This is a genomic window from Nostoc sp. PA-18-2419 (genome assembly GCF_005869855.1).
In the GTDB taxonomy this organism is placed as follows: Bacteria; Cyanobacteriota; Cyanobacteriia; order Cyanobacteriales; family Nostocaceae; genus Nostoc.
The window spans coordinates 47970-60522 of sequence record NZ_SZNH01000038.1; the positions used below are offsets into that span (position 1 = coordinate 47970).

Annotated in this window: 15 protein-coding genes and 1 tRNA gene; 8 read left to right on the forward strand and 8 right to left on the reverse strand. The window is 38.7% G+C overall.

What is annotated here, in order from left to right; translation table 11 throughout:
* Positions 1-41: 41 nt before the first annotated feature.
* Positions 42-938: an ABC transporter permease gene (locus tag FCR06_RS26845; protein WP_138505212.1), complete on the reverse strand. Its 897-nt coding sequence runs from the start codon at positions 936-938 to the stop codon at positions 42-44.
* Positions 939-971: 33 nt separating this feature from the next.
* Complete coding sequence (locus FCR06_RS26850; RefSeq protein ID WP_138505214.1) at positions 972-2057, reverse strand: spermidine/putrescine ABC transporter substrate-binding protein; 1086 nt, start codon at positions 2055-2057, stop codon at positions 972-974.
* 267 nt (positions 2058-2324) lie between these two features.
* Here FCR06_RS26850 and FCR06_RS26855 point away from each other — a divergent pair, with 267 nt between their 5' ends.
* Entirely contained in the window at positions 2325-2822 is a 498-nt protein-coding gene (locus FCR06_RS26855) for a helix-turn-helix domain-containing protein (RefSeq protein ID WP_138505216.1), read from the forward strand.
* A gap of 209 nt (positions 2823-3031) precedes the next feature.
* Here the strand turns inward: FCR06_RS26855 and FCR06_RS26860 are convergent, their stop codons facing one another.
* Complete coding sequence (locus tag FCR06_RS26860; protein WP_138505217.1) at positions 3032-3229, reverse strand: hypothetical protein; 198 nt, start codon at positions 3227-3229, stop codon at positions 3032-3034.
* A gap of 387 nt (positions 3230-3616) precedes the next feature.
* Here FCR06_RS26860 and FCR06_RS26865 point away from each other — a divergent pair, with 387 nt between their 5' ends.
* The 3 genes from FCR06_RS26865 to FCR06_RS34910 all read left to right on the forward strand — a co-directional run bounded on the left by FCR06_RS26865 (position 3617) and on the right by FCR06_RS34910 (position 5117).
* Positions 3617-4270 carry a sporulation/spore germination protein gene (locus tag FCR06_RS26865; protein WP_138505219.1) on the forward strand — a complete coding sequence of 218 codons (654 nt, stop codon included), beginning with the start codon at positions 3617-3619 and terminating at the stop codon, positions 4268-4270.
* Positions 4271-4465: 195 nt separating this feature from the next.
* Positions 4466-4537 (forward strand) — tRNA-Gly (locus FCR06_RS26870).
* 406 nt (positions 4538-4943) lie between these two features.
* A complete protein-coding gene (locus tag FCR06_RS34910) occupies positions 4944-5117 on the forward strand; it encodes a hypothetical protein (RefSeq protein WP_411268023.1) in 174 nt (57 codons plus the stop codon).
* Between the two features lie 445 nt (positions 5118-5562).
* Here the strand turns inward: FCR06_RS34910 and cas12k are convergent, their stop codons facing one another.
* Positions 5563-5889 carry a type V CRISPR-associated protein Cas12k gene (cas12k, locus tag FCR06_RS26875; protein WP_411268024.1) on the reverse strand — a complete coding sequence of 109 codons (327 nt, stop codon included), beginning with the start codon at positions 5887-5889 and terminating at the stop codon, positions 5563-5565.
* Between the two features lie 69 nt (positions 5890-5958).
* On the opposite strand from cas12k, the gene FCR06_RS26880 reads away from it, so the two are divergent.
* The 3 genes from FCR06_RS26880 (at position 5959) to FCR06_RS26890 (ending at position 7715) form a co-directional block, all read left to right on the forward strand.
* Positions 5959-6390: a MerR family transcriptional regulator gene (locus tag FCR06_RS26880; protein ID WP_138505221.1), complete on the forward strand. Its 432-nt coding sequence runs from the start codon at positions 5959-5961 to the stop codon at positions 6388-6390.
* Between the two features lie 69 nt (positions 6391-6459).
* Positions 6460-7323: a DEAD/DEAH box helicase family protein gene (locus FCR06_RS26885; protein ID WP_223280308.1), complete on the forward strand. Its 864-nt coding sequence runs from the start codon at positions 6460-6462 to the stop codon at positions 7321-7323.
* Positions 7302-7715 (forward strand): hypothetical protein, encoded by a 414-nt coding sequence (locus FCR06_RS26890; protein WP_138505223.1) that lies wholly within the window; start codon positions 7302-7304, stop codon positions 7713-7715. The genes FCR06_RS26885 and FCR06_RS26890 overlap by 22 nt, the downstream gene beginning before the upstream one ends.
* Before the next feature lie 279 nt (positions 7716-7994).
* Here FCR06_RS26890 and FCR06_RS33895 read toward each other — a convergent pair whose 3' ends face one another.
* From FCR06_RS33895 to FCR06_RS26905, 4 genes are all read right to left on the reverse strand, one after another.
* A complete protein-coding gene (locus tag FCR06_RS33895) occupies positions 7995-8624 on the reverse strand; it encodes a hypothetical protein (RefSeq protein ID WP_223280309.1) in 630 nt (209 codons plus the stop codon).
* Between the two features lie 54 nt (positions 8625-8678).
* A complete protein-coding gene (locus FCR06_RS26895; protein WP_223280310.1) occupies positions 8679-10505 on the reverse strand; it encodes a S8 family peptidase in 1827 nt (608 codons plus the stop codon).
* Between the two features lie 19 nt (positions 10506-10524).
* On the reverse strand, positions 10525-11535 hold the full coding sequence (locus tag FCR06_RS26900; RefSeq protein WP_138505224.1) for an AAA family ATPase: 1011 nt from the start codon (positions 11533-11535) through the stop codon (positions 10525-10527).
* A gap of 245 nt (positions 11536-11780) precedes the next feature.
* A complete protein-coding gene (locus tag FCR06_RS26905; RefSeq protein WP_138505226.1) occupies positions 11781-11957 on the reverse strand; it encodes a ribbon-helix-helix domain-containing protein in 177 nt (58 codons plus the stop codon).
* A 173-nt stretch (positions 11958-12130) separates the two neighbouring features.
* On the opposite strand from FCR06_RS26905, the gene FCR06_RS26910 reads away from it, so the two are divergent.
* On the forward strand, positions 12131-12373 hold the full coding sequence (locus tag FCR06_RS26910; protein WP_138505228.1) for a hypothetical protein: 243 nt from the start codon (positions 12131-12133) through the stop codon (positions 12371-12373).
* The last annotated feature ends 180 nt before the right edge of the window (positions 12374-12553 follow it).

Sequence of the window (12553 nt, forward strand, 5' to 3'; positions counted from 1 at the left end):
GGAACTATTTTAGAACTTATTATAAGTGAGTTGTGAAAAGTTTAGCGTTTGGGTGTAGCTTCACCAAACTTAATTAAAAGAGCGATCGCCATAGTCACAATTAAAATTAACGTCATACTCAAAGCTGAACCAAAACCCCAATTTTGAGTTGCTCCCAGAAATTGGTTATAAACTAATCGCGCTGCCGTCATACTAGAAGCACCACCAAGTAATTCTGGGTCAATAAAATCCCCCAAGCCTGTGATAAATACAAGCATCGAACCAGCTGCAATTCCAGGAAAAATTTGAGGTATAGTTACTTTAAGAAAAGCTTCAACTGGATTTGCACCTAAATCTGCCGCTGCTTCTAATAAACGCTTATCTAACTTTTCTAGAGAGGCATATAGAATTAAAACCATATAGGGTAACAAGCTGTAACTCATACCAATTAATACAGCCATAGTTGTATTGAGCAATTCTAAAATAGGTAAGCCAAAATAACTTAACAAACTATTTAATAAACCACTAGGACGAAGAATTGTAATCCAAGCATAAGAGCGCAGTAACGAAGAAGTCCACAAAGGCAAAACAAAGCCTAATATCAACAAATTTTGCCATCGCTTCGGTGCAACTACAGCAATCCAATAAGCTACAGGAAAGCCTAAAATTAAACAAATGATTGTAGCGCCAAACGCTAAAAATAGCGATCGCACGATTACTTGTAAGTAAAGAGGATCGAATATGCGAATATAATTTTGGAATCCATTGGGATTAACCACATCTCCTGGTCGAATATTTGCAACCAAACTTAACTCGAAAATTATTAAACTTGGCAATACCAACAAAAGTAATAACCAAATTCCAGACGGCGCGAGTAATACTAAAGGTTGCAGCCAATTTCTTTGCGGAGAATGCAGTACTTCTATTTCAGAAATATTATTTTTTTCGATATTAATCATTCCAAACTCTTAACTCCTAACTTATATATCTATTTAACTACTGGTTAATTGAGTCCAATAACGGTCATAAACTTCTTCAAATTCACCTACAGGACTAATCCGTTCGCAATTTGCTAAAAGTGACTCTGGAGGAAACAAATTAGAATTGTTCTGTATTATTTTTGGTAATTGCTCAAATCCAGCGCTGTTAGGCGTAGCAATATTTAGACGTTGACTGATTTGACTTGATACTTCTGGTTGCAAAATCATATTAATCCAAGCATAAGCTCCAGCAAAATTTGGGGCTGTTTTCGGAATTACAATAGTGTCTGTCCATAATGAAGAACCGCTGCGAGGAATTACATATTTGAGTTTAGGATTTTCTTTAGATATTTTCACCGCATCTGCTGAGTAACACATTGCCAAGAGCAAATCTCCTCCAAGAATCTGATTTTGCCAAGCATCTGTATCAAAAGCAGCGATCGCAGGTTTTAGCACTTTCAATTTATCATAAGCTTGTTTGATTTCTAATTCGTTTTTAGAGTTATAAGAATAACCTAGCATTCGCAATACCGCACCCATCACCTCTCGCACATCATTAAGCAAAGTCATTCGTTTATTAAGTTTGTCTTGGTTTTGCCAAAGATAATCCCAATCTTCTGGTGGCTCTTTGATTTTTTCAGAGTTATAGATAAAACCTGTTGTACCCCAATTAAAAGGAATACTGTAACGGTTATTCGGGTCATAGATAGGATTAGAAAAGCGGGGAAATAAATTTTCTAGACCAATTAGGCGATCGTGATTTATTTCTATTAATAAACCTTTGTCTACCATCTTCTGTACCATATAATCAGATGGGTAGATAATGCTGTAAGCGCCACCACCTCCAGCTTGCAACTTAGCCAGCATCACATCGTTAGAATCATATACATCTGCCAACACTCTCATACCCGTTTGAGTGCTAAAAGTTTTTAGTAATTCTTTGTCAGTATATTGTGTCCAAGTATAGATATAAAGTTGGTCGCTGTGAGCGTAACTAGTAGAATTAGCGCGTACTTGGGCTAGCCTCCAACCACAACTCGTTAAAGACAAGCTAGAAAGTGCTGCTACTTCTTTTAAAAATTGTCGTCTTTTAGTCATTCGTCTTTTAGAAGAAAGTTAGTATTTAAAATCAAGCCACTATGGCTAATATTGATTGATTGGTAAAACATTTATAACCACGTCAACCAGTCCAAAAAACTTAGGAGTACTCAGGTTAAGAACAAGCCAGCAAATATTATAACTGTCAAGATAACAAAAATCTCTAACTTGGTATGAAAGAACAAGGTTATTTAGGCCTCTCCCCGTTTCGGGAAGAGGAATGGAAGCAGGGTTCTTTAGGATTTATCTAAACTTACATTAAGACAGGTGCGATTGCACACGAGCGCAAAACTGATTGAGTATTTTGCTGCTGAATGTTCGGGGCTATTTTTCTTTGATCGGCTTTGGCAATTTGAGAAAAACATACCTCATCCGCTACGATTAGCATTCTCTTTGAAACATTTAGGTGCCTTGTGTCTTCATATTTCAACTTGGCGTGGAACATTACAATTACAATCAACACTCTTCAATTCTCTCAATACTAACCCTTTAACACAATGTGAAATTCAAATTGTCCAATTAGTAGCGCAAGGACTAACAAATGCTGAAATTGGTACAACCCTCTGGATTACAAAAAATTCTGTTAAGCAAGCTTTGAAACCCATATTCCGCAAGCTTGATGTTTCATATCGCGCAGAGATGGTAGGTCGGCTCTCCTCAAATATAAGTTTAGTAAATAAGCTGTTCCACATCTACTTTGCATATCTAAATTCTATTAAAGTCTTGTGGTTTGGGCATCTTGCCCGCCATAATTATGCAATTTAAATGTGGAGCAGCTTATAGCCGTTCCCAATCACATGAGGTAGAAAAATTTGTAGAAGCGCATAGTTGGACGCTCCCACTTTCTACATATTTTCAAAGCATTCAATTATGAAAAAATACACAACCAAGCTTGAAAAAAGAGTATACCCTACTCTCTTTTTCAAACTAGGTCTATTAAACAAATAAAATTATCGTATTTGGCAATGCTTCGACTATGGTCGCAACTCCAACAAAGAAATTTCTTCTGGATTTGCAATCAAGTGCCAAAATAGTGCAATCTCACCCACATTATCAGCGATAAATTTCAATTCTTCTGAAGTAGCGCCTTTACTCATCTCTGCTAAAAAATGCTTGGCAGCAAGAATCGTGTTTTGCCTTCTTAATGTTTGTTGTTGAGAGCCTCTATTCATTTTTTTGCCTTTAAAACATTAAAAATTGATTTATTTTATCTCATAATTGCCGAAATGTACTTAATTAGCATCAATCTTGAGAACAATATCCATCAGTCTAAGGTTGTTGGATCCTACTTCACTTAATTTAGATGCTACCAAGTTCATCCTGGAGAAAGATGTAATTTTGATGATTATAGTGTTACGTACCAATCCTAAATTCTTCAGAAAACATGTAAGTTAAAATTTAGCCACCTTGCAGCGACTTAACAGACATCGTTTGGAATATGATTGCAATTACTAATTTTACCAGATGCTATGTTGACACTTTAAAGACTGGCTGAAAATTCACAAATTTATGCGGAATTGATACCAGTAATATTGAAGTTGGTAGCAGTGATGTGACTTATGAGCAAAGTTATGAAGACAACCAAGAGATATTTTTTACCCCTGATTGCCGTAACAATTGTTTTTGGCTTGAGCAGTTGTAATTCTAACCCCACCACTAATAATATTGACAGCAAAACGCCATCCCCTACCACAACATCAAGCACTACATTATCCCCAGAGCCTATTACAACACCCACAAATAGCTCCTCGTCTTCAACTTCCAACCAAATTCCTACTGTCGCCCAGTTAAGAGAAAAATCTTTAAATCAAAAATCTCTTAAGGAAAATACTGCTTCCTCGTCAACTTCTAAAATTACAAATCCTAAAACGGCAAATGTCACAATTTACACTAGTGACACTCAATGTCAAGAACTAATTCCCGAAAAGGTTTCAGTACCAGCTGATCAACCTGTGACAAATGCAGTAGGTAAAATCATAGAAAAACGAGATACAAGTGACTTTAGCTTGTCTGGGTATCGTGTTAACGTCAAAAATGGCATCGCAACAGTTGATTTGCGGATATCTCCTGAGTCTAAGCGGCAAATAGGTTCCCTTTCTAGTTGTGAACAGTTTGCTCTGTTTGGTAGCCTCCGCAAAACTTTAACAAGTAATGTCGCATGGAATATTAAGGAGGTTCGCTTCACTGAGCGAGGTGAAGACATTGTTCTTTAGGTCAGATAATCCTACACTGAGTTTCAGCAACGCAGTGTAGGCTTTTCAATAACTTCCAGTATTGGATATGGATATTGATCAAGGTTTAAATGCGATCGCTTGTTGTGAAAACAGTATGTATTTTAGTCAATTAAAAACAGCTGTAAATAGTGTTATACTATATAATTATATTAAAGTTTTGACTAGCAGCCACTAGCGGGTGTAATTCAGTGGTAGAATGTCACTTTCCCAAGGTGAACGTCGTGGGTTCGAGTCCCATTGCCCGCTTTTAATATCTGTACATTAACTAATTATTTGTCACTGTTAACAGATTATTGTCATTTTTAACAAATTAATGTCAGGCTTAACGAATTAATGTCTTCTTCAACAACCAACTTCCCTTTATTCTATGCTGAGCCTGAAATTATCAACTCAAACTTTGATCTAGCCTGTACAAGAATAAAAATTGGGAAGGTGACATTCCTTTCAACCCACCTCTAAATTTTGAAACCTTACATAATAAAGTTGGCGTTTAGCTGGGAGAGGTGTTGAAACACTCCTTCTTCAATAACTTTCCTGATATTCATCCGGCTTTCAACCCACCTGTGGCTGGGAGGGGTATTGAAACTTTTGCGGCATACAACCAATCTTTTTTTTCTCTTTTCTTTCAACCCGCCTCTGGCTGGGAGGGGTATTGAAACTGTGGGCATGGGCACTTGTAACAGTAGTAGCTACTCTTTCAACCCGCCTCTGGCTGGGAGGGGTATTGAAACTGGCAGGGCGAGACTATCGCCGTCAAACTCATTCGGCACTTTCAACCCGCCTCTGGCTGGGAGGGGTATTGAAACCCCTGCGCTTCAAACCCTAGATTTGCCAATACTTCTGAAGCATTTTTGTCACGTCTCCCAAAATCGCCCCTCAGTTAACACTAAAAAAAGTAAATTAACTGACACTTTAAAGGCTATAAACCTTATTAAACAAGCGATTTAAAGTTTTGGCAGGAGTCCCAGGGAAATCGCCCCCGCTTTACCATGCCAAAAAATAATTGAGGTGGGTTCCTCCTTGGTCGGAGGTGATTGGGTAGCCACCACTGCGGTAAACCCGCACCTTTATTACTGGGGGCGCACCTAATTCCTATCCACAAGGGACAGCAGCATCAAGGTGGGCAGCTACTAGGGTCAGAAAGCAAGACTGTTTAACAGCAGTCAAACTAACCAACATTTACGCAGCACAGAGACTTATAACAAGCATGAACTGCGGCGCTATTGAATATTTTCATTCTATTGTCAAGGTTCGGTGTTTTGTCAATCAGTTTATTTTGCGGGAATGGTAAGCAGCGATCGCTTCATCAATGCAAACCAAGATTTGTAGATGTAATTCACTGTGGCGATCGCACTCGTGTAAAAGCGTCCGGGTTGAGCGATGAAGCGGGGGTTAGTTTTCAAAGGCTCGCATAATTCTTTGACAATTTTGGCTGGGTGCTTGCCTTTTTGTCGCCAACTCTCAAACTCTGGGTGTTGAGCCACCTTGAGCAACAGTTCGTTAATCAGTGGCGTGTTTTTCTCTGCTATCAGCTTCCATAGCTGTTGGCGGGTAGATTCAGTTGATACTAAACGACACTGAATAGTAATCTGGCTCATATCTTTACTAACATTTATGTTTAATAATAGCACAAATGTTTAATTATCTGCTGTGCCTACAATGATTTCATGCAAGAAACGTTTTTTACGAGTAAACAAGCGGCTGAAATCACAGGCTGCACCCTGCGTCAACTCCAGTACTGGCGGGAAAAGGGTGTGGTTGTTCCTGTTATTGGTGAGACGGGAACAGGGCGTAGTATTTATTACTCAAAGCCGAATTTGATGGAACTGGCAGCAATGTTATATTTTTTGTCTATGGGATTGAGTTTTGATATTGCCAGTACTACGCTGAAAACTTTGAGAGACAAGGAACCGGAGTTGTTTGAATCTGGTAAAGGTAGTCGGTGGATGCTACTTTTTGAGGGGCATAAGCGATCGCTAAATCTTGTAGTGTATGACCGAGAACAAGCGATCGCATCTTTAGATGAAGGTAAACCTGTAATTCCGGTGTGGTTGGACGAAATTTATCAAAAGTTGGCGCTGAAGTTGGGAAAAAGTTAAAACTTCTGGGATAAAGCGGAAATGGCACTGAGGGCTTCGTGCTAACTTTGGTAAGACAGGAGTGAGTTGATGAGCGACTTTAGCAAAGAGACAGAGGCACGTATTAATATTGATGATCTTCTCCGCCAAGCTGGATGGAACCCAGCTGATAAATCTCAGGTAATGACTGAGGTTTCGGCTCAAATGGCAGATGGTAGGAGAGGTAGAGCCGATTATGTACTGCTTGACCAAAGAGGTCGTCCCTTGGCTGTGATTGAAGCTAAGAAGCGTGCGATTGAGCCTTATGTTGCTAAAAATCAAGCACTTCCCTATGCTCGGAAGCTGGAAGCACCGTTTATTTTCCTCAGTAATGGCGAACTGATTTATTTCTGGGACTATCAAAACGATGATGCGCGGATTGTCAATTCTTTTTTCTCACGGCGGGATTTAGAGCGATTGCTGGAAATGCGCTCAACCCGTCAACCCCTAGCTACTATTGAAATTCCTGAGTATTACACTCAACAGGGTGAAACTCGCTTAGTTCGTTCCTATCAAAGGGAAACTATGCAAGCCATTGACCATGCAGTTGAATTAGGCAAACGGCGATTTTTACTTGAACTGCCAACTGGAACAGGTAAAACTGATTTAATTCGTTTGCAATTAAAACGCTTAATTCAATCGGGATATGCCGAAAAAATCCTGTTTTTAGTGGATAGGGAACAATTAGCAAAACAGGCATTAGAAGCAATCCAAGATGTTTTAAATCAGTATGGTAGCTACTGGCTCAAGCCGAGTGTGATCCGGCAAGAGCAGCAAATTACAGTTTGCTTACTTCAAACAATGATTAGCCGTTACCCTGAGTTTACTAATACAGAACAACAAACGATTATCTTCTTCATCTCCAGTTGCTTGTTTGCCATGCCAATTCTATTATGTTTATCGATCCCTATTTAGATCCAGTGAAACATAGCTATAGGGAGTTCAATAAATTACTGGCAGCAATTATAAATCCTGATGAACCACCAGTTATTGAAATTCATATGTGCTATTTAGCAGACTCTATATCAACAAGTCAATATGAAGAAGATTTTCGTAGAAAATTACTTAGTGTCATTAATCAAGCAGGACTTACTGTAGAAGTGTTTGTTTGGGATAAGTTACATGATCGATATCTGATTAGCAATCTTATGGGTATTAATTTAAACAATGGATTTGATGTGAGTGATAATCCTAAAGAAATGACTACATGGAGCAGATTAGGACGTGCAGATCGGGACGATATTCAGCGTGAATTTGATCCAGCATCAAAACGGCATAAATTGCAACACCGATTCACGGTTTCGTAAATTCATTTAGGTCTTCTAAAAGTCAACTTGATAGTAACGGCGCATGTTTAACTCTAGTTAATAGGTTTTTGACTCTCTACCATTTCAGCAAATGGTAGAAAGCATAGCTGACACCAACTATGCACCCATAACGCTGAAACTTGAAACTTTGTCCCATAGTTTGGAGATTGTGAAAGCAAGCTTAATTTATGACGATCGCATTCCTAAAAACAAGTTAAACTATAATTCCTGTATCTTAATAAAGATATGATGCAGTTGCTTGTAATACTCCATCATCAATTAAACTCTTCCTCTTTGTCGCTCTTGCTCTCTATCACTTCTCTGATTAATCTGGAGTCTCATCCGATTATATAAATTAACTTGAGAATCAGAATGACTAATGGAAGCTACTAAGGCATAACGTTGCATTTCTATTTCATCTGGATTTGCCCATTTACGGTTACAACTCACAATCAGGATCATGTTCCCTTTATCATATTTTGTGGATTGAGGAAAGATTTTTACTTGTCCCCTTTGTACCGTTCCTTTTTTCCAAAGGTTAGAACCAGGAGATAAATCGACCAAGATGCCAGAACCATTGTTTTTCTTCAAAATTTCCATTGATATTTCTGCAAATTTGTCAGGGGCATCTGTTTTGCTAGCATTTACATAAGCATTTACGATACTTTCGCGGTCAATCCCTTTAAAAAGATTGAATTCCATCGTGACTCCTAAATATGAGTCTCCACGAGTAGGACGAGTTGGTGGATCAAATGCTAAGGTGATTGATAGTATACGAGTACCTTTTACTTCAAAAAATTCAAGTGGCAATTGAGGAATTTCATAAATATGAAACTTGCCTACCGGAATCAAGATATTGTCTTCTGATAAAACAACGTAATTCTCAGCAGAATACATTGCACGTTCCAAATCACTCTGTCCATAGCCATAAATTGCTAGTTGGTTCTCAATTTGCTTTGTGTTTTAACTCTGGGATTGGTTACTGTTACATTGAAATTCAGGCGGAATTTCCTTGGGAAGAACCGCAGAGTTAACAATAAGCGCCCGAATCAAATTAGAACTAGCTTGTGGGTATTTTGTAGAAAGTTGAGCAGCAAGGTTAGCAACACGAGGCGCAGTAAAGCTCGTACCACTACAGATGTGAAATAAAGAACTGTTGAAATCTTTGCACAAAGTTAGAACAGAAACACCAGCTACACTATGTGGCAATACATTGACTTTAGGTAGACCTAAACTTTCTCGATAACTAAGGTCTAATACTAAATCTCCACCAAAGTCCACAACATCAGGCTTAATCATTCCATCTACGCCAAAGCCAGTTCTGGTAAATGGAGAAGGGTATCCTGATAAATTTGCGATCGCCTGACGACGAACATCAGAAGGTTCTGTAAGACTACCACGACCAAATGATAAAGAACCTACGGTCAATGCAATTGCTGAAGTTGCTGGGTCGATAATTCGAGCGCTCTTGTTCAAAAGATAATTTGGGTAATCAGTTAATAATTGCTCATTTGACCTTGCCTCTTCATAGAAAGCATTCCCGGCTGAAATTATAAACAAAATGTTTTTATGCTGGTATTTATACGCAATTTCATCTATTTTGGCAGCTAGCCGAAACTGCTTCAGACCATCTCGGTAAATTTGTTCATCATTACCTAACGAGATATTGATGACTTTGCAATTAGGGTACTTTTCAATAAAAGCATGAATGGCTTCATCAAGTTGAGTTTCTAAGAGAAGATCCTCATCATATTTGTTATTCTCATCTGTTACACGAGCAGAAAATAACCAAGCTGTTGGATTAAAGGAACGCTGTTGAATGCAGCTCTCAACATTTCCATAGATAGCAATGCCAGCGACACTTGTACCATGTCCATGTACATCGTCAGGGCCACCTTTTATGAATTGCCGTTTTGCATCTGGGAATACTTCAGCGTCACCCAGTACCCTAGCAATCAATGGATGACCACGCGGTACACCAGAGTCAATAACAAGAATGCCGCAATTATCTTCAGGTGGGGGAACAACTTCAGGAAAATTAGAAATTGGCAGATTATAGTCAGCAGTTGTCTCAAAAGCAGGTTGGGGAGGGCGATCAATTTCTTTAACAATTTGCTCTAGCAGCAAAAGATTTAAAATTTCGTCAGTAACTTTAATCCGAGCAATACAGAGATAGTCACCTATGTAGCTATCACTCATTCTCATAGGAGCAGTGTCGCTGGTTAAACTTTCTAAGATATCAGCAATATCATCTAAATACTTTCGCATTTCTTTGCGATCGCCTGTGTGCCAGAGTTCTAAATCTAAAGCAGCAAACTCACCAGGTTCTACACGCTTTATATCCAACAGACGACCAATTCGATCTTCAGGTTCGAGGGGAATTAGCTCATCAATTGCCCCTAAGTATTCATACTTTGGCCCATCTTTAACTTGGCTGTAACTCTCTAACCGTTTTTTGAATTCAGTTAACTCATTGTCAGATGAAAAGACAACAATGGCTTTATTAGGTTCACGTGCTAGGACATTGAGTCCTGTCTGAGTTACCAAGTTGTCTGAAAAAGAATAATTTTCAGCAACTTTGATTTTAAAAATCAATTTTGGGTCAAGACGGAAAGGACTGGTCTTTTGCTTAACAGGATCGATTAGGGTAGAAATTTGATCTAATAGCTGCTTACCGTGTTCGCTGACATTAGTACGTTTTATACCCCCAAAACCACCACCAGTAGACCGCCGAGGTAATTCAATGTTTATTATTCTCGGTAATTTCAGGTGTTCAAACTGACTACCCATTGTGGTTTGACGTAAATAATTATCTTGAGTTTGCTATTATACTTTGTCTTTCTAGATAACGCCCTATCGCTACCTCTAAATCATCAGTAGTCAAGGTACGTTCACCCCGTAGAATCACGGCTTTAATTGCATCAGAGCAAATACGCTCTATATCTGCCCCAGTAGCATTCTCAAGTCGAGCAGCAAAGGCAGACAGATTAATAGCAGTATAACGGATAGCAGATAAGTAACGACTTAAAAGAGCCGTCCGCATTTCAAGCGATGGGTTATCAAAGAAAATAACTTCATCAAATCGTCGCCAAACGGCACTGTCTAGCAGTTTCTCATGATTGGTGGCTGCGACAAATATACTTTGATTTGTTGCATTATCAATGAGTTGTAGCAAGCTATTCACTAACCGTTTGACTTCACCATGCTCATTTAAGTTATCGCGATCGCGGGCGATCGCGTCAAACTCATCAAATAAAACAAGCCATTCACCCTTTTCAATGTATGTAAAAATTTTCTGAAGATTCGTTGCAGTTTCACCTAAATAAGAAGAGAATACTGCCGTTAGATTCACGTAAACGAGCGGTAGACCTAATGCGCTGGAGAGGATTTTTGCAGTTTGGGTCTTACCACAGCCAGGTGGGCCGCAGAACAGTAATTTGTTTTTGGGCTTGAGATTATAGGCTGCGAGTATGTCTTGCTTACGGTTTTCGAGGACAATTTCTTGCAGAATATCAAAAATTTTTTCACTAAGGACAATATGATCCCATGTAAGATCGAATTGTTTTACCTCAAGCAAAGCCAGCCCAGTATCCTTATCTTTAGGGGGTTCAGAAAACTGGTTCCAGGGAGCCTGGTTAGCAGCTAGGGGCTTGGTGTAGCCATTGCCATTTTGGAGCATCTTTTCCAAATCTCTAGCAAGCAGGATGTGGTTTTTATTCTTTTCTTCTTCAATAAGTTCCATAGCGGCAGCCAAAAACTCTTCTCTCTCATTGCGAGAGAAGCTTCTGAAGAGTTTTCTGAGAATTTCGCCACGTGCCATACTTTAGAACCAGAATTGGATAGTTCTTTATGTACCCTAGTTTATTTTAGTATTTTTGTACTATAAAAAAGCTGAAAAACCAAAAGGCTGTCTATCTTAGCACTGAAATCTTACACCTGACAGGAATCATTCCTCAAGTTTTCTATATGAGGCAGCTTTTTATACTTAATTGCCTAGTTGCTTTACTCTATTTTCTTTCTAGTTCAAAGTATTTTTACCGCAAAGGTAACAAACTTACGATCGCCTCATTTTCCTTTTCCTTGATTTGGCGAAATCGCTCCATCCGCCTGTGCTTGTCTAATCGCTCGTTTGAGAATTAACACTGCCATTTGCGACAAAGAACGCTCCTCTGCATCCGCCAGTTGTTGCAGAGCTTCTTTGTCTTCTTCTTCCATGTAAATACTCAGTGTTACTTTGCCCATGTGATTATCATAAAATTTTCTATGTATTTTTATATTAAATCACTAAAAACAAATAAATTAAAATATAAATACATTAATTTTATGTATAATTACTGATAAGTCAAAAGCCAGCGCACAACTTTCTCAGGGCTGAGGCACTGGCTTCTGGCTCCCTCTCACAGGAGACATATTCCATGTTAAGACCTGTTTGCCACAAAACAGATGAACACAGAAGTTATCTACAAGCTTTAGATGACTTTAGTATTGCTGAACTAGTGGCCAAACTCAGCGATTATTGTCAACAGCAAGAACAAGAAACTTTAGCAGCGTTGTTGATTTCCCAACTAACCCAGAGTCTTGATGCTGAACTAATTGCTAATTATTTGAGTGCGATAGCGCTCAATCGCCAGGATTTACTCCCAAGATTAATTAACTGATATCTTGCACCTAGCTGGATAAACACTGAATATGTAGAATGGAAGTATCAAGTATTGCAAATCTATTAAGTAACAATATACTGAGCATAAAGTTATTTATAATACTTGTTAATCCTCTAAATACTTGAGTATCTCAGTGAATAATGTATAGAGAATGATAATCATGAAGAGGGGCGGGGG